At 69.4% G+C, this 18,919-nt stretch carries 16 protein-coding genes, 4 tRNA genes and 1 pseudogene; 10 read left to right on the top strand and 11 right to left on the bottom strand.

The window, feature by feature from the left end; translation table 11 throughout:
- Window positions 1–3 precede the first annotated feature (3 nt).
- The 3 genes from NXY84_RS11385 to NXY84_RS11395 all read right to left on the bottom strand — a co-directional run bounded on the left by NXY84_RS11385 (window position 4) and on the right by NXY84_RS11395 (window position 2,800).
- Window positions 4–582 (bottom strand): HIT family protein, encoded by a 579-nt coding sequence (locus tag NXY84_RS11385; protein WP_258723222.1) that lies wholly within the window; start codon window positions 580–582, stop codon window positions 4–6.
- 5 nt (window positions 583–587) lie between these two features.
- Complete coding sequence (gene thrS / locus NXY84_RS11390) at window positions 588–2,591, bottom strand: threonine--tRNA ligase (protein WP_258727191.1); 2,004 nt, start codon at window positions 2,589–2,591, stop codon at window positions 588–590.
- A 134-nt stretch (window positions 2,592–2,725) separates the two neighbouring features.
- Window positions 2,726–2,800 (bottom strand) — tRNA-Val (locus NXY84_RS11395).
- Between the two features lie 369 nt (window positions 2,801–3,169).
- Here NXY84_RS11395 and NXY84_RS11400 point away from each other — a divergent pair.
- Window positions 3,170–3,598 carry an SsgA family sporulation/cell division regulator gene (locus tag NXY84_RS11400; protein ID WP_141372596.1) on the top strand — a complete coding sequence of 143 codons (429 nt, stop codon included), beginning with the start codon at window positions 3,170–3,172 and terminating at the stop codon, window positions 3,596–3,598.
- A gap of 182 nt (window positions 3,599–3,780) precedes the next feature.
- Here NXY84_RS11400 and NXY84_RS11405 read toward each other — a convergent pair whose 3' ends face one another.
- Together NXY84_RS11405 and NXY84_RS11410 are read right to left on the bottom strand one after the other, a co-directional pair.
- Entirely contained in the window at window positions 3,781–4,644 is an 864-nt protein-coding gene (locus NXY84_RS11405; RefSeq protein ID WP_258723223.1) for an aminotransferase class IV, read from the bottom strand.
- Window positions 4,641–5,882, bottom strand: a complete 1,242-nt coding sequence (locus NXY84_RS11410; protein ID WP_258723224.1) for a chorismate-binding protein — start codon at window positions 5,880–5,882, stop codon at window positions 4,641–4,643. Before NXY84_RS11410 ends, NXY84_RS11405 begins: the two co-directional genes overlap by 4 nt.
- A gap of 124 nt (window positions 5,883–6,006) precedes the next feature.
- On the opposite strand from NXY84_RS11410, the gene NXY84_RS11415 reads away from it, so the two are divergent.
- From NXY84_RS11415 to NXY84_RS11425, 3 genes are all read left to right on the top strand, one after another.
- A tRNA-Gly gene (locus tag NXY84_RS11415) sits at window positions 6,007–6,078 on the top strand.
- A 56-nt stretch (window positions 6,079–6,134) separates the two neighbouring features.
- A tRNA-Cys gene (locus NXY84_RS11420) sits at window positions 6,135–6,205 on the top strand.
- Window positions 6,206–6,219: 14 nt separating this feature from the next.
- Window positions 6,220–6,294, top strand: a tRNA-Val gene (locus NXY84_RS11425).
- A gap of 244 nt (window positions 6,295–6,538) precedes the next feature.
- Here the strand turns inward: NXY84_RS11425 and NXY84_RS21850 are convergent.
- Both NXY84_RS21850 and NXY84_RS11430 read right to left on the bottom strand, forming a co-directional pair.
- Window positions 6,539–7,456 (bottom strand): annotated as a pseudogene (locus NXY84_RS21850) (tyrosine-type recombinase/integrase); the annotation flags it as partial.
- Window positions 7,453–7,983, bottom strand: coding sequence for a hypothetical protein (locus tag NXY84_RS11430; RefSeq protein ID WP_258723225.1), 531 nt, complete (start codon window positions 7,981–7,983; stop codon window positions 7,453–7,455). The pseudogene NXY84_RS21850 and the gene NXY84_RS11430, both read right to left, overlap by 4 nt.
- 57 nt (window positions 7,984–8,040) lie before the next feature.
- Here NXY84_RS11430 and NXY84_RS11435 point away from each other — a divergent pair, with 57 nt between their 5' ends.
- A complete protein-coding gene (locus NXY84_RS11435; RefSeq protein WP_258723226.1) occupies window positions 8,041–9,567 on the top strand; it encodes a ribbon-helix-helix domain-containing protein in 1,527 nt (508 codons plus the stop codon).
- Window positions 9,568–9,897: 330 nt separating this feature from the next.
- Here NXY84_RS11435 and NXY84_RS21855 read toward each other — a convergent pair whose 3' ends face one another.
- The 3 genes from NXY84_RS21855 to NXY84_RS11445 form a co-directional block, all read right to left on the bottom strand.
- Window positions 9,898–10,101 carry a DUF4913 domain-containing protein gene (locus NXY84_RS21855; RefSeq protein ID WP_396126397.1) on the bottom strand — a complete coding sequence of 68 codons (204 nt, stop codon included), beginning with the start codon at window positions 10,099–10,101 and terminating at the stop codon, window positions 9,898–9,900.
- On the bottom strand, window positions 10,041–10,331 hold the full coding sequence (locus NXY84_RS11440; protein ID WP_258723227.1) for a hypothetical protein: 291 nt from the start codon (window positions 10,329–10,331) through the stop codon (window positions 10,041–10,043). The genes NXY84_RS21855 and NXY84_RS11440 overlap by 61 nt, the downstream gene beginning before the upstream one ends.
- Before the next feature lie 1,641 nt (window positions 10,332–11,972).
- The gene (locus NXY84_RS11445; RefSeq protein ID WP_258723228.1) at window positions 11,973–12,947 is read right to left on the bottom strand and encodes a helix-turn-helix domain-containing protein; all 975 of its coding nucleotides are present in this window, start codon (window positions 12,945–12,947) and stop codon (window positions 11,973–11,975) included.
- A 234-nt stretch (window positions 12,948–13,181) separates the two neighbouring features.
- Here NXY84_RS11445 and NXY84_RS11450 point away from each other — a divergent pair, with 234 nt between their 5' ends.
- The 4 genes from NXY84_RS11450 (at window position 13,182) to NXY84_RS11465 (ending at window position 17,601) form a co-directional block, all read left to right on the top strand.
- The gene (locus NXY84_RS11450) at window positions 13,182–13,907 is read left to right on the top strand and encodes an alpha/beta fold hydrolase (RefSeq protein ID WP_258723229.1); all 726 of its coding nucleotides are present in this window, start codon (window positions 13,182–13,184) and stop codon (window positions 13,905–13,907) included.
- Window positions 13,908–13,957: 50 nt separating this feature from the next.
- Window positions 13,958–14,791, top strand: a complete 834-nt coding sequence (locus NXY84_RS11455; RefSeq protein WP_258723230.1) for an alpha/beta fold hydrolase — start codon at window positions 13,958–13,960, stop codon at window positions 14,789–14,791.
- Between the two features lie 16 nt (window positions 14,792–14,807).
- Window positions 14,808–15,620: an alpha/beta hydrolase gene (locus NXY84_RS11460; protein ID WP_258723231.1), complete on the top strand. Its 813-nt coding sequence runs from the start codon at window positions 14,808–14,810 to the stop codon at window positions 15,618–15,620.
- 1,303 nt (window positions 15,621–16,923) lie between these two features.
- The gene (locus NXY84_RS11465) at window positions 16,924–17,601 is read left to right on the top strand and encodes a hypothetical protein (protein ID WP_258723232.1); all 678 of its coding nucleotides are present in this window, start codon (window positions 16,924–16,926) and stop codon (window positions 17,599–17,601) included.
- Here the strand turns inward: NXY84_RS11465 and NXY84_RS11470 are convergent.
- Window positions 17,586–17,780 (bottom strand): hypothetical protein, encoded by a 195-nt coding sequence (locus NXY84_RS11470; RefSeq protein ID WP_258723233.1) that lies wholly within the window; start codon window positions 17,778–17,780, stop codon window positions 17,586–17,588. The two genes, NXY84_RS11465 and NXY84_RS11470, sit on opposite strands and share 16 nt — an antisense overlap.
- 107 nt (window positions 17,781–17,887) lie before the next feature.
- Here NXY84_RS11470 and NXY84_RS11475 point away from each other — a divergent pair, with 107 nt between their 5' ends.
- Complete coding sequence (locus tag NXY84_RS11475; RefSeq protein WP_258723234.1) at window positions 17,888–18,502, top strand: TetR/AcrR family transcriptional regulator; 615 nt, start codon at window positions 17,888–17,890, stop codon at window positions 18,500–18,502.
- Window positions 18,503–18,919: the final 417 nt, after the last annotated feature.

An 18,919-nucleotide genomic window follows, 5' to 3' on the forward strand; every position in this document is an offset into this window, starting at 1 on the left:
CAGTCATCCCTTCTGGGCGGCCGGCCACGCCGCAGCGAGCCGGTCGCGGGTGTCGCCGAGGAGCTCGGGCAGGGCGCGCGTGCGCCCGACGATCGGCAGGAAGTTCGAGTCGCCGCCCCAGCGCGGGACGACGTGCTGGTGCAGGTGCGCGGCGATGCCCGCACCCGCGACGTCGCCCTGGTTCATGCCGAGGTTGAACCCGTGCGGCGCGGACACGTCGCGCAGGACGCGCATCGCGGTGCGGGTCAGCGCCGCGACCTCGGCGACCTCCTCGGTCGTGAGGTCGGTGTAGTCCGCGACGTGCCGGTACGGGCACACGAGCAGGTGGCCGGAGTTGTACGGGTAGAGGTTGAGCACGACGAAGGCGACCTCGCCGCGCGCGACGACGAGGCCCTCCTCGTCCCCGAGCCCCGGGATGCGGCAGAACGGGCAGCCGGGGCCGGCCTCGGAGTCCGTCGGCTTGTCCTGGCCGCCGATGTACGCCATGCGGTGCGGCGTCCACAGGCGCTCGAGGCGGTCGGGCACGCCCGCGTGGTCGCCCGCGCGCTCGACCTCGACCTCGTCGCCCTGCTCGGTGGCCACGTCCGTCAGACCTGCACCCGGTCCCGCACCGCCGAGACGATCCGCTCGACCGCCTCGGCGACGGGCACCGCGTTGTCCTGGCGGCCGTCGCGGTACCGGAACGACACCGCACCCGCGTCGACGTCGTCGCCGCCCGCGATGAGCACGAACGGGATCTTCTGCGTGCTCGCCGAGCGGATCTTCTTGCCGAAGCGGTCGTCGCTCGTGTCGAGCTCGGCCCGGATCCCCTGCGCCCGCAGCTGCGCGACGACGTCCGCGAGGTAGTCGTTGAACGGCTCGGCGACCGGCACCGCGACGACCTGCACGGGAGCCAGCCACGCCGGGAACGCGCCCGCGTAGTGCTCGGTCAGGACGCCGAAGAACCGCTCGATCGAGCCGAACAGCGCGCGGTGGATCATGACGGGCCGCTGGCGGGAGCCGTCGCTCGCCGTGTACTCGAGCTCGAAGCGCTCGGGCAGGTTGAAGTCGAGCTGGATCGTCGACATCTGCCAGGTGCGCCCGATCGCGTCGCGCGCCTGCACCGAGATCTTCGGGCCGTAGAACGCGGCGCCGCCCGGGTCGGGGACGAGCTCGAGGCCCGACGCGGTCGCGACCTCCTCGAGGGTGCGGGTCGCCTCGTCCCAGATCTCGTCCGAGCCGACCGACTTCTCGGGGTTGCGCGTCGACAGCTCGAGGTAGAAGTCGTCGAGCCCGTAGTCCTTGAGGAGGTCGAGCACGAACTGCAGGGTGCTCGTGAGCTCGTCGCGCATCTGGTCGCGGGTGCAGTAGATGTGCGCGTCGTCCTGCGTCATGCCGCGCACGCGGGTCAGCCCGTGGATCACGCCCGACTTCTCGTAGCGGTACACCGAGCCGAACTCGAACAGCCGCAGCGGCAGCTCCCGGTACGAGCGCCCGCGCGAGGCGAAGACCAGGTTGTGCATCGGGCAGTTCATCGGCTTGAGGTAGTAGTCCTGGCCGGGCTTGCGGACCGTGCCGTCGTCGTTCAGCTCCGCGTCGACGTGCATCGGGGGGAACATGCCGTCCCGGTACCAGTCGAGGTGGCCGGAGATCTCGTACAGGTGGCCCTTGGTGATGTGCGGGGTGTTGACGAACGAGTACCCCGCCGCGACGTGCCGGCGGCGCGAGTAGTCCTCCATCTCCATGCGGATGATGCCGCCCTTGGGGTGGAACACCGGCAGGCCCGAGCCGAGCTCGTCGGGGAAGGAGAACAGGTCGAGCTCCGCGCCGAGCCGGCGGTGGTCGCGCCGCTCGGCCTCCGCGAGCCGCTCGAGGTACGCCTTGAGCTCGTCCTTGGTCGGCCACGCCGTCCCGTACACGCGCTGCAGCTGCGGGTTCTTCTCCGAGCCGCGCCAGTACGCCGCCGCCGAGCGGGTGAGCTGGAAGCCGTTGGCGATGAGGCGGGTGCTCGGCAGGTGCGGGCCGCGGCACAGGTCCTGCCAGACGACCTGCTCGGACTCGCGGCCGGCGCCGCGCACGTTCTGGTAGATCGACAGCCCGCCCAGGCCCACCTCGACCGACGCGCCGTCGTCCTCGCCGCCCGGGGTGCCCTTGAGGCCGATGAGCTCGAGCTTGTACGGCTCGTCGGCGAGCTCGGTGCGCGCCTCGTCCTCGGTGACGTCCCAGCGCCGGAAGGTCTGGCCCTCCTTGACGATGCGGCCCATGACCTTCTCGAGGGCCTTGAGGTCCTCGGGGGTGAACGGGGTCTCGACGTCGAAGTCGTAGTAGAAGCCGTCGGTGATCGGCGGGCCGATGCCGAGCTTCGCCTTCGGGTTGACCTCCTGGACCGCCTGCGCGAGCACGTGCGCCGCCGAGTGCCGCAGCACCGCGAGACCGTCGGGCGAGTCGATCGTCACGGCCTCCACGACCGCGCCCTCGCTCAGCGGCAGGTGCAGGTCGCGCAGCTCGCCGTCGACGCGGACGACGACGACCTCGCGGCGCGAGCCGTACAGGTCCGTGCCCGTCGTCCCTGGCTCCACCGTGGTCGCGACGCCGTCGACGGTGAGGGTCATGAGGTCGGGCACGAGAGGGATCTCCTTGCGTCGGGCCCGCACTCAGGCGGTGCGGGCGCACGTCGATGCTACCGACGCCGCGTGCGCCCCGGACGCACGACAGCCCCGGCGCGCGAGGCGGACCGGGGCTGTGCTGGTGGGCGATACTGGGTTCGAACCAGTGACCTCCTCGGTGTGAACGAGGCGCTCTACCACTGAGCCAATCGCCCGTCGTCCTCGGGGGCGGTCGGACCGGAACCAGGTCTGGCCCGGACCGCGCACCGTCGGTGACGTCGAAGTAGGATGCTACCCAACGCGCGGCGATATTCCGAACCGGGCTCCTGGTCGGGCTCGGACGGCGTCGTGAGGGCGGTGGTCGGACGTGGCTCGCCGGGCCGGCGACCCCGCCGGGCTCGCCGGGCCGGCGACCCCGATCGGTCGACCGGCTGCCACGTGCGGGTGGACGGGAGGCGCTGTGACGGGGGACGTCAGGCGTATGACGGGGCCTACCGGGTGAACTCCGCGCCGATTTCCCGCCAGGAAGGCGTTCCGGCTGCCATGATGGAGACCCCACCACCGCGCGAATCAGGAGGACGCCGATGACGCAACCGTCGTACGACGTCGTCGAGGCTGTCACCATGCAGCTGATCAGCTCTGACGCCAGCGTCATCCCGGTCAACGCCGAGTTCTCCTTCCGCGTCTCGGACCCGTACACCGTGCGCACCGTCTTCACGGGCCAGCACACGATGTCGACCTGGCTGCTCGGACGCGAGCTCCTCGTCCACGGCCTGCTGGCCGCCTCGGACGCCCCGGCCGGCAACGGCGACGTCCAGGTCTGGCGTGACGAGGACCCGGACTTCCTCCTCATCTCGCTCAGTGGCGTCGAGGGCAGCGCGCTCCTCGCGGCGCCCGCCGAGCCGCTCGAGCGGTTCCTGGCGACGACCGAGGACCTCGTCCCGATCGGCTCCGAGAGCGACCGCATGGAGACCGAGATCTCGGCTCTCATCGCGGCCCTGCTCACCGCCTGAGCCGCACCGCAGCACGCACACGCAGGAGGCCGGTCCCCTCGGGGACCGGCCTCCTGCGTCGTCCGGGGGTCCGAGGACCGCGTGCGCGAGCCCGGCGACCCCGCGGGCGCCAGGGCCGGGCTCGCGCGCGCCCGGACCGCTCAGGGGGTGACGTCGTCCGCGAGGCGGGCCCGGACCACCGCTCAGGGGTCGAGGGCGTCCGCGAGGCGGGCCTGGAAGAGCTCCTGCGCCGCGCGGGAGAGCTCGCCGGGTGCGACGTCGACCTCGTCCAGCGAGACGACCGGGACGACGTTGCGGATGGACCCGCTCAGCGCGAGGTGCGCGTCGCCGGCCAGGACCTCCTCGAGGACCTCGTAGGGCAGCTCGCCCGGCAGCCCCTCGCGCACCGGCAGACCGGCCTCGGCCGACCACTCGAGCAGGAGCTCGCGCGTGATGCCTGCGAGGCAGCCGCTCGACAGCGGCGGGGTCACGAGCTCACCGCCGCGCTCGACGAGCACGTTCGAGCCCGTGCCCTCGCACAGCTCGCCGACCGTGTTCGCGAGGATCGCCTCGTCGGCGCCGTGGTGGTGCGCGCGAGCGAGCGCGACGACGTTCTCGGCGTACGAGATCGTCTTGAGGCCGGCGACGGCCGAGCGCTCGTTGCGCACCCACGGGACGCGCACGACGCGCGAGACGGTCATCTGCGGGGCCGGGCCCGCGAGCACGATCACGGTCTGCCGCGACTCGCCCGGCTCGTTGCGGTGGGACCCCAGCGGACCCGGACCGGCCGTGAGCGTGATGCGCAGCCGGCCGACGTCGGGGGTCGCGGCCTCGAGCACCGCCTTGACGCCCGCACGGATCTCGTCCTCGTCCGGGGTCTCGAGGCCGAGGCCGTGGGCGGACCGCGCGAGCCGGCGCAGGTGCCGCGTCAGCGCGAACGCCTGCCCGTCGTACACCGCGCACGTCTCGAAGACGCCGTCGCCCACGGTCAGGCCGTGGTCGACCCCCGTCGCGAGCGGCTCGTCGGGGCGGTGCAGGCGGCCTCGTGACCACAGGAGGGTGCTCATGGCGACCAGTCTCCCACCGGGGGCCCACCGCGGGAGGCGAGCGCGACGAGACGGGCGGCCTTGAGCTCGGTCTCCCGCCACTCCGCGCCCGCGTCGCTCCCCCACGTGATCCCGGCGCCCGTGCCGAACCGCAGCACGCCGTGCTCCCCCGGCGAACCCGGCGCCCCCGGCCCGTCCGGCACGTCCCGCTCCGCCACAGCACCCCGCGGCGAAGCGCCGCTCGACGCCCGCTCCCACCAGAAGGTCCGGATCCCGACCGCGAGCTCGGCGCGCACCGACCCGTCGTCCGCCACGTCGACCCAACCGACCGCACCGCAGTACGGCCCACGCGGGACGGGCTCGAGGCGGCGGATGATCCGCAGCGCCGAGCTCTTGGGCGCGCCCGACACCGACCCCGGGGGGAACGTCGCGCCCAGGAGCTCCGCCCACAGCAGGGGCGAGTCGCGCACGTCCGGCGCGAGGCGCCCCTGGACGGTCGAGACGAGGTGCACCAGGCCGGGGTGGCGCTCGAGCGCGAGGAGCGCCGTGACCTCGACCGTGCCCGGCACGCTCACACGCTGCAGGTCGTTGCGCACGAGGTCGGTGATCATGACGTTCTCGGCCTCGTCCTTGACGGACAGCCCCTCCGCCACCGTCGCGGTGCCCTTGATCGGGCTCGACGTCACGACGCCGTCCTCGACACGCAGGAACAGCTCGGGCGACGCCGACACCACCCACACCGGGTCGACTCCGGACCCGCCGGGCACGTGGACGCCGCCGGCGAACGGCGCCGGGTTCCCCTGCGCGAGCACCGCCGCGAGCGCCCGCGCGTCCGGCTCGGCCTCCCCCGGTGCCCCCAGCGGCGCCTGCAGGACCCGGCAGAGGTTCGCCTGGTACACCTCCCCCGCCCGGATCTCGTCCTGCACGGCGCGCACCGCGGACTCGTAGCCGCTCTGGTCCAGGGAGGACGTCCAGTCGGAAGCCGCCGGGCCGCCCCACGCCGCCGCAGCCGCAGCCGGCGGGCCCGTGGGACCCGCGCCGTCGCTGCCGTGGCGGTCCACGTCCGCGAACCGCCAGGCCCGGACGCGTCCCTCGAACTCCCCCACCACGACCCAGAAGCCGGGCTCGCTCAGCCGCTCGGGCTCGGCAACGACGTCCACGCACTCGACCGCCCCGCGCGCGTGCACGCCCGAGAACCACGCCTCGCCGTCCCCTCGGGGGGTGACGTCGGGTGGTCCGATCGGGCCTCTGACCTGCACGGTCGACACGCTACCGAGCCCTTCGCAGACGCGCGGACGGGGAGCCGGTTGGACTCTTCCCGAAAACGTCGGCTAATGTTCAGCACGCACACGGAACGCCGGTGAGAGCCGGACGAAGTGTCGCGCGGACGTGGCTCAGTGGTAGAGCATCACCTTGCCAAGGTGAGGGTCGCGGGTTCGAATCCCGTCGTCCGCTCGGAGGCAGACACTCCTGATCGGCCCGCAAGGGTCGCTGAGGACTGCGGGTCTCAGGGTGGAGTGGCCGAGAGGCGAGGCAGCGGCCTGCAAAGCCGTATACGTGGGTTCGAATCCCATCTCCACCTCGCAGCACAGCCTTGGGCGATTGGCGCAGCGGTAGCGCGCTTCCCTGACACGGAAGAGGTCACTGGTTCGATCCCAGTATCGCCCACCAGCATCACCGCAGGTGAGAGGCCGTTTCGGAGACATCCGAGACGGCCTCTTCGGCGTCTGAGGGGCCCGGTGTAGCAACGTCCGGCAGTGTGCGGCTTCAACCCGCGATGAGCGCGAATCGCGTCGGCAGACCGCCGATGCAGGACGATGCATAGCCATGCATCACTCGGTGCCGGGTGCTCAGTGCACGACCGACCTCGACAGCGACTCCATGCTGCTTCAGCGATCGCGGTGCTCACGTGACCGTAGACATCGGCAGTGATACGGATGTCGGAGTGTCCGAGGAGCTCGGAGACCGCCTTGGGGTGGACTCCAGACTCCAGCATCGCGGTGGCCGCCGAGTGCCTGAGTGTGTGCACGGTCACATCTGCGAGGCCGGCCTTGCGCGCCGCTGTTGTCAGCGCCCGCAGGACGTTGCGCGGGTCGAGCGGTGCCCCGGTCTCCGTGGCGAAGACGAATCCGCGTTCGCGCCAGAGGTTGTGGGCGTTCACTCGCTCGAGGTCCTGGGCAGCGCGGTGCGCGGTGAGGAGCGCGATCATGCCGGAGGTCAACGGCAGGACTCGGCGTGAGTGCGACGTCTTGGGACTGGTGACGACCAGCTCACCCGAGACGCGCGACAGGGTTCCGCGGATTCGCATCAGCCGGCGGTCGAGATCGACATCGGCCCACGTCAGCGCGAGTGCCTCGCCCTTGCGCACGCCGGTAGCAGCGATGAGCGTCAGCACCGGAAGGTAGCGTGAGCCCCTTGCCGCCTCGAGCAGGCGCACCACCTCGTCCGGCGACAGGAACCGTGCCTCGCGCGACGGAGCCGACGGCGCCTTGATGACTGCGACGGGGTTGCGTCGTACGTGACCGTCACGGACCGCGCCGTCCATGACCAGCCGAAGCACCGAGAAGATCCGTTGCGCTGTCGAGTCGGCGAGAGCGTGAACCTGGATCGGCTCCCCCTTTTCGTTGCGACCGGGCTTGGTCCTCCCCCGCAGTTCCAGGATGAACGCCTCGACGTCCGTGGGCCGGAGGCGGTCGAGGCGTCGAGTGCCCAACGGTGGAGGCACGATGTGCTGCGCGACCAGGTACCCGTAGAGCTCCTTGGTCGTGGCCTTGCGCGAGCTCGCGGCCAACGTCGTGTCGAGCCACACCTGCGCCCACGCTCCGACGGTCATTCGCGAGTCGGTGATCGGCACCTCGTCGCGCCGGCGGTCGATCGCCTCGTCGAGCTTTCGCCGGACGCTGGCACGCGTCGCCCCGTAGAAGGCTGCCCGTCGTACTGGTCCAGCCAGTCTCGCCCCGCGCTGTATAGCTCGTCATCGACGAGAAGCCGAAGGTCAGCCAGTGCCAGCTCCGCCTCGACCTCGGTGTCCCATGGGTCCGGTTCCGGCGGGTTCTCGTCGCCGCGAAGGTGCTGCTCCAGCTCAATCGCCTCCGCGCGCAGCACGACGCGTCGCATCTCCGCAGCGAAGCGGAGGTACGCAGTCTTCAGGTCCTCGTAGCGCTTCTCCGCTCTGGCGTGCTCCTGGTCGGCGCGAGCGATGGCGAGTTCGTGCTTGCGTTGCTCGACGGCCAACCGCACCTCGTGCCCGCGGCGCCGCCACTCCAAGATCCCCTGGCCGGCGATGCCCACTAGAGCGACCGCCACCGCAACGACGCCAGCGATCTGGGCGCCGAGGATCACCGCTTGTGCATCGTCCACGCCGACATCTTGTCGCGACGAAGCCATGTCGGGGCATCTTGGTTGGATGCTGGGTCGGTGGGTCAACGACAGACAAGCGTCCGCATCTCGCCCGACGCGCTCAACGCCCTTGAGTCGCTCGCAGCTGCGCGGGGTGCGAGCCGGGAGCAGTGCGTCAGAGACCTCCTCGATCAGTACATCTGTGCGCAAGCATCCAGGCCCTCGGAGCAGAGGCTCACCCACATCTCTACGGTGCTGCGGTTCCCGCCGGCACCGGCGATCCCGGGTGCGTCGGACGGCCGCGTGCGCCTTGCCGTCCGACTGGATGACGGAGTCGCCACCTGGGCGGGCTCGTTCGCTTTGCGTCTTCCTGGGCAGGGCGCCGCGCGAGGTCCTCGCGACTACTCACCCCGTCCGTTGACCGACGCGCTGACGACAGCCATCGCGACGACGGTTCCGTTCGTTGATGGTGGGCTTGAAGGCTTGCCGCAAGTCGTTGAGCAGAGGGTTGCCCTGGGCCTGTGGAGGCTGACAGTCGCCGCGACCCTCACGGCCGCTGAGCAGCACGTCATCTATGGCGGCCGGGACGCGGCCACGGTGCTGAGCGACGAGCACGTCGCCTGGCACGGGACCTGGCGCCTTGACGTCATGCGCCACCTGGCGCGCCTGCTGCTCACGGGTCCGGACGCATCCGCCAACCTCCAGATGTTGCGGGACCAGACCGACGCCGAGTTCGTGCGACACCGATACGACCTCGAGCGCACCGACGACTTCGATCACCCGTGGCTTCGTCGAGCGCCGCTGCCCGCGAGCGATGCTTCCGGCCGCGGAGGCGCAGCGGTATGGCGTGCCGAGCGGAAGCTCGGTCTCTCCGATATCGCACGGTGGCTTACGACACCGGGCCCGCCCTCAACCCTTCACGTGAGGCCTCCGGGCTGGGACTTGTGCCCGCCGGCCGGCTGGGAGCCTCATCGAGGCTCGCACGGGATGCGCCCGACCGAGGTCGAGGTCCATCTCGTACGTACGGGTCGCGTGCTGCGGATCACGCACGGCTCGCGGTGGGCGCTCTGGCCGTTCGCCGACGTCGACAAGCCGGTACCAGCGTTTGACGCCGTCATCGCCGGGGCGATGACCCTGCAGCCAACCGATGTCGTCGAGCTGGCGCTGATGCCGACGAAGGAGACTCGGATGCCACGAGTCCCTGCAGGCCTGGCACTCGACTGGGGCTTCATCTCAGAACTGGAGCACGATCGCCTCGTCGCGGACGCCGCGCAACGACGGCGTGCTGCCTTGAACCGTACCCGACGTGGCCGCTCCGGAAGCCGGCTGTCGTCGAGCAACTGGCGGGCCCTTGAGACCGCAGTCGATGACCCGGGGCGCTTCACCCGACTCGCAAGGCGGCTCAACATCAAGGGCATCTTCGTGCCCTGCGTGAAGTGGAGGGTCGGTTCCGTCGCGGAAGCTCTCGAGGCCGGTGCTACGGAGAGCCAACTCCGGTGGCTCGTGGGCACCATGCGTGAGGTCCGCACTCTTGAGCTGGAGGTGAGCATGCAGCAGGCCTGGCACGAGGGCTTCCGGGCGGCCCGAGCGGTCCCGCCCATCTGAGTGCCTGCGCCGTGTGACATCAACCGTAGTCGAACCATTCGCTCCGTGCTCGAACCTCGAAGTACAGCAACTCATCGAGTACACGGAGGTAGCGGCAGTGAACAGCAGCGAGCACGGAGATCTACGCGATGACGTGGCCGACGATCATCCCAGAGGGACCGACCGCTCGACCGGTCGCCTGCGACGAGGTGTCGCCAGACGCCGTCGGTGCGCGGAGCACGACATAGACGCCGTCTTCGACGGCGACTGCTTCCGGTGCATCGTGGACAACGGCATCGTTGGCGGGGCAGTCCGGGAATGAGTCTCGGTGAAGCACGTTCGAGTCCGAGCTTACCGCTCGTCGGGGTGTCCTGCGTCCCGGAAGAGCCCGGTGGGTGGGGTGGCGACCGGCAGGGCGAGTGGGATCGTGTGCCCGCCGAGCGCCTCCTCCTGGCAGGCATGGAAAGGCCGGGTGGTGCTAGTCAGTACGGCCATCATCGGGTCGAAGTAGTCCGCGAACCACACGGCGGGGCCGGAGGGGCCTTCGTGGCGCAGGTGCTCCCAGGCGCGCCAGCAGGCTTCGAGGCGCGCACCGCCGCGATGGCGGCCGACAGGCCGTGCTCCGTGTCGTCGACCGCGTCCTCGAGCTGGCTGGTCGCGCGCTCGTGCGCCCGGATCGCCGCCACGTGTGCGGCGCGGGCCGCCTTGACCTCGGGCGGCTCGTGGGCAGCCGCGGCGCGCTCTTCTGTCGGCAGTGTGGGGTCGAGCAGGCGTCCGTCGCTCATCGCTCGCTCCGGGCGCCGGTACTGGTCGTCGACGATGGCGACGTACGTGCCGCGCTGGCTGACCCGCCATCCGAAGCTCGCTCGGCCGCCACCTTCGCACCCGCGGCCCTCGCCGACTACTACGGACTCCCGGCCGACGCCCGCGCCGCACTTCCAACGGCCGAGTAGCTCCGGGCCCTCTTCGACGACGAATCGATCCGGACGCAGCCGACTCGCGCTAGGCCGAGGTAGTTGACTCAGCGCCACCGCCTTGCACTTAAGTGCAGTCGCGGACCCAATCATCGTGCCCAATCGGCCACATCTGGCGCTGCTCCTGGACCCGTGAACACCCGTGTGTGACGCTGGTGGCTACTCCGCCAAGGTCCAACCATGGAGTTGCCGTGACATTCCTCAGTGGAAACGAACGGAAGTCCATCCTTTTTGTCACACTGTCGCTGATCGTCGCCGTCGCCTGCTTTGGCGGTCTGCAATCTACCGGCGCGATCGAAAACGCCAGCGTGAAACTCGGGGGGCGCATTCGTTGGATTTGTCGTCACAATCTTAATCCTCAGACGACTGTGGACCGACGATAGCGTCCAAAAGAGGCAGCAGCCGAGCGCAGCGATTTTCTATTTCACGACGTGGTGAAGATCTTGGACTTACGAGAACGAAAGCCCGACGGCTCCGGGCCCGCCCTGCTCAGCAACGCGTGCCAGGTTCAAAGACTACGCGAGAAAGAGATCATCAGCTTTCCCTATGCATCTTTGAGCAAGATCGATCGATGAACGAGCCCTACCCATCCTGACTCGTTGCGGCCGACCCCAGGGGAGGCACATAAGGGACGGTCCTGGACACATTCTCTCGACCGCATATCAGCTCGACGTCTCGTTAGGTTCTTGAGCAGGTAACACAGCCACCGGTCCCGGCGCTCTTCGATGGGTGTATCTGACGCGTCGGGATACAGGACTCGATCGGCCGCAATTAGCAGGCGGTCATCCTGAAGCACTGCGATGTCAAGTTCCATCGATGCGCTTCGTATGTCGCGTTCAGTCGCAACGATGGCTGCGCGCTTCGACGCTCGGTGCACCGCGACCGCGATTGCGACGGTCCCCACCAAGGTGGCTACCTCAAGCATCAAACTCGCCGTCTCCATGGCCCTTCCTCCCCGCCCAGGTCGTCCGCCGCGAGTTTTCCCTGTACCCGCGCACGAACGCGGCTCTGCCGCCTGCCCACAGCAGACTGAGCAGCTGGGGGTCCTCGTGATACGCAGCCACAGCGGGTCTGAGATGTGCATGCGTTCGCGCATGGCGCCCGAGACGGGTGGAGCGTGCCAACGTGCTGCGGTCCCTGTCCGCCGACCGCTCAGCGTCCCGCTCGAAGGTGGGACGCGACTCCGCGCGCGCTGGCTCCTTCTGCTCCTGGAGGCTCAAGTTCGAAGGCGACACCCGGGGTGCCTTGCGCGGGAGCCGTCGCGGACGTCTCGGTTAGCGTCCGACTCCAGGACTACGTCCGCGCTGCTGGTCGCGGCGGCGCTGCTCCGCCCGCAGGAGCCTCACACCGAGCGACGACCGGTCGATCGCGAACGGCTGCCATCGGCTTCTAGCCGCGCGATGGTGAGATCGAGGGTCTCGGGCGTCGCACCGGGTCGTTTGCCCGGCGCGGTCAGGCGTCGGCAGACCCGGAGAGTGCGATACGGCGCCAGTCCCGCGGGGTGATCCCGTAGGTCGCCTTGAAGCGACGCGTGAAGTGCGCAGGGTCGCGGAATCCCCAGCGGCGGGCGATCGACGCGATCGGAACCATCACGTTCGAGGCTCGGGCGAGCTCTTCGTGCGCGCCGACCAGGCGTCGGCGGATGATCCACTGCTCCAGACTGAAGTCCGCTGAAGCACAGACTCTGAAGAGATGCCGCTCGGAGATGTTGTGCGCCCGTGCGACCGTGGCAGGAGTCAGGTCCGGTTCGCGCAGGTGCTGCTGAACGTACGCCCGAACCTGGACGAGCAGCGTCGCCGCCATCGTGCTCCGTTCGAACCGGACGTCATGCGCGGCGGACGCGAGCAGAGCACGCAGCAGTTCCACCGAGGCACTGGCGACCCCGGCGGCGGCCGGGTCGGCCGTGACCGCGTCGGTGTTGTGCGCCAACCCGAGAAGGTGCCGTTGGAACAGGCCGTACAGCGGGCTGGTCCTGAGCTGGCGGGAGGCGGTGCGGACGACGTGCGCCGGCAGCCCGACCTGCTCAGCAGGTACCGAGATGCAGAACGCCGAGCCCAGTCCCCGCCACGCGTAGTCGTACGGCTTCGTCAGGTCGACGCAGATCAGACCACCGATGCCCGCGCGAGCGTCGGGGTCGGTGTCGTCGTAGTTGATCAGAGACTGACCCGCCTCTTGGACGGCGATGGCCACCCGACCGTCCGGGTCGACCCGGAGGTGACGGCTCTCCCGGGTCATCCGCATCCCGGAGGCCTCGTTGCGCCACACGTCCAGGTCGCCCAGCCGCCACGCCTCGATACGCGTGAAGACGCGCTCCGGAGCGTCGTCGTAGCGGACCTCGCACGGAGCGGTGGTGCCCTCCAACGCGGCCGAGATCGCCGGCAGCCGTTCCATGGACGCGACGGTCCGGGTGTCCAGCAGCACCACCATGCCGCCCGCCCCTTTCCTTCGAGGCCCGCGTGGATCGCGCAGCCGTGGGCATCTTCGCGCGTCGCGGGAGTGAGCCGCCCCGCTGGCTTGACTGTGGCTGCCAACGGCAGGTCTGTCGCTGACCTGCGCGCGTCAGAAGCTCCCCGCGAGACCAGTGTGGACCCCGTCGAGGCCCGACCGGAACCGGGCCGACGCAAGCTCCGCCGGCCACACCACACCGCCCCGGGAGCAGTCATGTCCACGACCTCCACACCCACGATCGTGCTCGTCCACGGCGCCTTCGCCGATGCCGGAAGCTGGGCACCCACCACCGCGCTCCTCATCGAAGCGGGCACGGAAGTCACCGCGATCGCCAACCCCCTGCGTGGACTGCACTGCGACGCCGCGTACGTCGCCAGCGTGATCAACCAGATCCCCGGACCGGTCCTCGCCGTCGGCCACGCGTACGGCGGTTCCGTGATCACCCATGCCTGCGCCGCGACGCCCAGCGTCGTCGGTCTCGTCTACGTCGCTGCCTTCGCTCCTGACGAGGGCGAAAGGCTCATCGACGCCGTCGGCAGCTCGCACGACAGCGTCCTGACCGCAGCGCTCGTGCGAACCGAGTACCCAACCGGGGGCGGTGACGCGACGGCTGCCGAGGTGGTGATCGACCCCGAACGCTTTCATGCCGTGTTCGCCGCCGACCTGCCTCCGTTTCAGTCGGACGTGTTCGGCCACTCACAGCGTCCGGTCGCCGTTCAGTCCTTCACCGAGGAGACCGGAACGCCGGCGTGGAGGACTCTCCCCGTCTGGGCGGCGGTCCCCACCGCCGACGCCGCCGCGGGCAGCGACCTCGTCCTGTCCATGGCCCAACGCGCCGGCGCGACCATCACGGAGATCGACGGATCCCACGCCATCTCAATCTCCCAACCGGAGGCCGTCGCGGAGGTCATCCTCAGCGCCCACCGAGCAGTGAGCTGACCCACTCCGCAAACGCGGAGCGAACCACGATTCACACTCAGGAGGTGCTCATGCCTTACGTCATCGCCGATGACGGCGCGCAGATCTTCTACAAGGACTGGGGAGCCGACGGCACGCCGGTGCTACTCAGCCACGGCTGGCCGCTCAACGCGGACGCGTGGGACGCCGCAGCGCTGTTCCTCGCCGAGCACGGCCACCGGGTGATCGCCCACGACCGGCGCGGGCACGGCCGCTCCAGCCAGACCTGGGCCGGCAACGACATGGACACCTACGCCGACGACCTTGCCCGTCTGATCGACCACCTCGACCTGACAGACATCACCCTCGTCGGCCACTCGACCGGCGGCGGTGAAGCCGTGCACTACATCGGCCGGCACGGCACCGCGCGCGTGGCCGGACTCGTCCTCGTCTCGGCGGTGCCGCCCCTCATGCTCGACGGCGCGGACAACCCCGGCGGGCTTCCTCTCGGGGTGTTCGACCAGATCCGGGCGGGCGAGAACGCCGACCGCTCCCAGCTGTACCGGGACCTGGCCGACGGGCCGTTCTTCGGTCACAACCGCAACGGCGACGTCTCGCAGGGCGTCCGCGACACGTTCTGGCTCCAGTCCATGGCCAGCGGCCACCGTGGCGCCTACGAGTGCATCGCGGCGTTCTCGGCCACCGACTTCCGTCCGGACCTGGAGAAGGTCGACGTCCCGACCCTCGTGATCCACGGCTCAGACGACCAGATCGTGCCCTTTGACGTCGGCGGCAAGCGATCCGCCGCGGCGATCGTCGGCGCGACCCTGACCATCTACGAGGGCGGGGCACACGGCCTGCCCGACACCGAGCGCGACCGCCTGCACACCGACCTGCTCACCTTCATCGACTCACTGACCGCCTGAGAGAAAGGAACCGATCATGACCACCATCGTGCTCGTGCACGGCCTATGGATGACGCCCCGCAGCTGGCGCGGCTGGAAGGACCGCTACGAGGCCGCAGGCCACACCGTCCTCACGCCCGCCTACCCCGGATTCGAGATCGAGGTCGAGGCGCTGCGCGAGAACCCTGAGGTCATCGCCAAGATCACGGTGCCCGAGACCGTCGACCACCTCGCCGCGCAGATCACGGCGCTCCCCGAACCGCCGATCATCATGGGCCACTCCTTCGGCGGCACCCTGACCCAGCTCCTCCTCGCGCGCGGTCTGGGCTCGGCGGCCGTCGTCGTGGACTCCGCACCGACCGAGGGCGTCCGCGTCACCCCGCTGTCGCAGGCCAGGTCGCTGTTCCCGGCGCTGAAGAACCCCGCGAACTTCCACCGAGCCGTGGGGTTCACACCGGAGGAGTTCCACTACGCGTTCGCGAACACGCTCTCGCGCGAGGAGTCCGACGCGGTCTGGCGGGAGTTCGCCATCCCCGCGCCAGGCAACTGGGTGTGGGCCTACGGCCTGATCGCGAACTTCAAGCCGGGCAAGCAGGAGACCTGGGTGGACTACGACGCCGATCGCGCGCCGCTGCTGTTCATCGGCGGCGAGAAGGACCACATCATGCCGCCGTCGGTGAACAAGTCCAACGCCAAGCACTACGCCAAGTCCCCCGCCCTCACCGAGTACCACGAGTTCCCCGGCCGCTCGCACTGGATCTGCGCCGAGCCCGGCTGGGAAGAGGTCGCGGACTACGCCCTAGCCTGGGCGCTCGAGCACGCCCGCACAGCCCCGATCCCCGCCCCGTAGACCCGGATCCAGATCCAGATCCAGATCCACTGTCGGCCCCCGATTCGTGGAGCAGCACGCACGTGACACGAATCGGGGGCCCGGCAGTCGACGCTTGGGAGTTTCACATTCTGGCCCCGATCACCGTCGCAGCCCTCGGTCAAGAGCCCATGAGCCTGTCCGCCGCCTCGCCGGCGAACCTGTGCCGCTCTACCCGCTCGATGGAGCCGCGGGCCGCAGCGAGAACCTTGGACCTGGCACATAACTCGTGCCGCCCGGCCTGCCGCGGCCAGACGATAAGTACGCGAGTTCTAAGCACTCCAGCCGTACGGCGACCCGTCGCGCGAGCGCGCACGCTGCCACGACGCACGGGCCGCCTGGAGCGCCTCGGCCGCGCGGCGCTGGACCTCGAGGACTCAATGCGCCCGAGCCCCGCGAGAACGGTCAGGGCAGAGGAGCGCTGCTCGCTGCGCCCGCGCAGTACATGCACCTAACCTGTACGAGGATTCAAACGCAGGACGAGCCGCGTCAGTCGTCGCGCCGGCTGAGGCCCGTTCATGACTGGGGCCAGCGTCGCTGCGGTGACGCTCACCCAGGTGTTGACGGTGATCCTCCTCCGCACGCGGCGCGATAGGCCTCGGCCTCGTCGGCGCGCGTGAGTGATCGAGCGACACGGGTACCGCCCCTACCTCAACAGTCGACGCTCCGTCTGGCGCACAACCGTCGGTAGGCGGGGCACGACGTCCACATCCATCCCGCGCTGTATTCGCACGGCCGGGGCGGGACATCCTTCTGGCCCTGACTTCCGAACACCCAGCCCCGCTGCGTCCGGGCGCCGCTCGCCGCCACTTAGCGACGTCCCAGTTCCTTGGAAGCGGGACGGTCCTGCATCCCACGCAAGGAGGCCCCGCTGCACGGGGAAGAGCAGCGGGACCTCAATTGCACGCTAGACCCCGGCGCGGACGAGCCGCTCCCCCCGCGAGTGCCTCGGCTGGGACGCGCCATGCGCCGAGTTCCGGAGGCGGCCACCTAGACCCGCGTCCTCGTGACCCACGACCTCGATGGCACCGAAGGTGCCCGCACGTACGCACACTTGCGCGGCGCGGGAGGTCCGAGATCTTCCATCCTGTCCGGATCATCCCTATATCGCTACGGTCAGAGCGGACAGGGTCCAGCTGCGGACGGGGAAAGTATGACGCGCCCATAGATCTCTGCGGAGATACAGCGGGAGGTACGTCAGCGATGCGCTTTCGGCTGCGTATTCTGCGGGCTCCCTCTTTACGACTACGACCATATCATCGGCTGGGCTGAAACCCAGCAACACGTGGCAGACGAGTTGACGCTCCTCTGCAGCGAGCACCACCGCATGAAAACAAACGGCTCGATCTCCCGCGGCCAGGTCGAACAAGCAAACTTCGACCCCATCAATCGAAAGCGAGGCGTCACCAAGCCATTCGGTTTGATGTTCGGCGCAGAGGCGGCCGAGATGGTGGTCGGAACGGACACCTTTCGAGCGACGCCAGGGGAAGGTCATCTGATCCCGCTGGTGATCGACGACGAGCCGGTGATCGCCTTCGAGCGCTCGGTCGACGACGAGCTGCTGGTGCACCTCACGCTGCGCGATGCGTACAACCAACCGGTGCTCCATGTCGACAGAAACGTAATGCAGATTGTCCCGGGGATGTGGGACATCACTTTCGAAGGTCAGGCCCTAACCCTTGGAAGCGGCCCAGGGAACATCTTCCTTCGAATTCGATTCGATCCGCCGTCGCGTGTAGTGATCGACAGTGCACGCATAATGAGCAACGGCGTCCTAGTGCGAATACAGCCCAGCGGCATCACGGTTAACGGGAGTGCGGCCAGCTTCGCCGGAAATCGTTGGAGTGGAGGGCTCGGACTCACCTTCGGCCATTGCCCCAGGTTCTATAACCCGATCAATCTGCTGCGGATTGAGGTGAACCGGTACGAATGGGCGCAAGATGGCGGTCAGTTGCCCGAGTGATGGGGCCTCTGGGCGCCACGGAGGTCCGGCGGCTTCACGGCGACCGCGGACAGCGGGACGGTGCGCCCGACGACCTTGAGCTCTCCGTCGAGCGGGAGCCCGGCGACGACGACGGTGGGCCGGGTGATCGGGCCGATGACCGCGGCGCAGATGACGTCGAGCTCGCGGTGCCGCTTCACCTTGGCCCTGACCTGCACTACGCCGCACCGAGCCAGAGCCGGACGCATGGTCCCTTTGTCCTGACCGGACATGTGGACGTATCCTCCGGTTCTGATGAGGAGGTCGAATGGCGGTCCACCAAGAGGAGACGCCGCGGAAGCCACGTGCCGACGCGGAGCGCAACCGACTGCACATCCTTGACGTCGCGGAGGGCTTCTTCGCCGAGCACGGCGTGAGCGGTGCTATGCAGGACATCGCCACGCGAGCCGGCCTCGGGCCGGGCACCCTGTATCGCCACTTCCCGACACGAGAGTCTCTCCTCGCAGCACTCTTGCAGGCGCGCTGGGAGGAGCTGGACGCCCGCCGGGCCGCGATCGAGGCCGAGCAGAGCGACCCTCTCGCAGCACTGGAGCTGTGGTTGACCGCACTCGGTGACTACGTGACGGTCTTCGACGGACTGCCCGGCCCGCTCCGCGAGGCTCTCAGGGAGACCACCTCACCGCTGGCCATCACCTGCGAATGGCTCGTCGAGTTCACCGGGCAGTTCCTCTCCGCTGCGCAGGCGGCCGGGTGCGCCCGTCCGTGGGCGCGCGACCGGGACCTCGTCCTCACCGTGCTGGCCTCCGCATGGGTCAGTGATGCGCAACTGGCGGACACACGGTCCGGAGACTCCTTGCGCGCCCTCGTGCGAGAGGGATGGCACATGCCGCCCGCAACTGGGAGCTCCTCCCGGAGTTCGTGACCGGAGGGCCGGGCGAGCCCGGGACCATTCCTGCCGGGTGAGCTGCTGAGGCAGCTCCCGGACTCGGCAGTCCTGGTGGCACCTGAGCGCGACGGCCACATCGACGCACGCGACGAGGACGAGAGCCATTCCGTCGTCCAGCAACCGGTTGGCCAACCACTGGCCACGATGTGGAGCGCCCACGGCCGGCTCCACCTCACCGACGCGCGCACGAGCGCGATGAGCTGATCGCCGCCAGCTGGGTCTCCAGCGCGCGCATGAGCCGGCCTGCCTCCAAGCCTCTTCTGTTGCCTCAATCACATCCACGCGCGCGTCGTTGACGTACCGGACACCGGCTCCGTATCGTCGGCGACAGCGAACGGAGGGTGCATCCGTTTCCGAAGAACCGGGCGACGCTTTCGTGGTACCCCCCGCGAA

It is taken from the genome of Cellulomonas sp. NS3, assembly GCF_024757985.1.
Lineage (GTDB): Bacteria > Actinomycetota > Actinomycetes > Actinomycetales > Cellulomonadaceae > Cellulomonas_A.

Excerpts from the sequence above, each read along its gene's own strand:
- NXY84_RS11455 (WP_258723230.1), top strand. The coding sequence starts at position 13,958 with ATGCCTTACGTCATCGCCGATGACGGCGCGCAGATCTTCTACAAGGAC.
- NXY84_RS11405 (WP_258723223.1), bottom strand. The coding sequence starts at position 4,644 with ATGAGCACCCTCCTGTGGTCACGAGGCCGCCTGCACCGCCCCGACGAG.
- NXY84_RS11450 (WP_258723229.1), top strand. The coding sequence starts at position 13,182 with ATGTCCACGACCTCCACACCCACGATCGTGCTCGTCCACGGCGCCTTC.
- thrS (WP_258727191.1), bottom strand. The coding sequence starts at position 2,591 with ATGACCCTCACCGTCGACGGCGTCGCGACCACGGTGGAGCCAGGGACG.
- NXY84_RS11445 (WP_258723228.1), bottom strand. The coding sequence starts at position 12,947 with ATGGTGGTGCTGCTGGACACCCGGACCGTCGCGTCCATGGAACGGCTG.
- NXY84_RS11440 (WP_258723227.1), bottom strand. The coding sequence starts at position 10,331 with ATGAGCGACGGACGCCTGCTCGACCCCACACTGCCGACAGAAGAGCGC.
- NXY84_RS11460 (WP_258723231.1), top strand. The coding sequence starts at position 14,808 with ATGACCACCATCGTGCTCGTGCACGGCCTATGGATGACGCCCCGCAGC.
- NXY84_RS11475 (WP_258723234.1), top strand. The coding sequence starts at position 17,888 with ATGGCGGTCCACCAAGAGGAGACGCCGCGGAAGCCACGTGCCGACGCG.
- NXY84_RS11400 (WP_141372596.1), top strand. The coding sequence starts at position 3,170 with ATGACGCAACCGTCGTACGACGTCGTCGAGGCTGTCACCATGCAGCTG.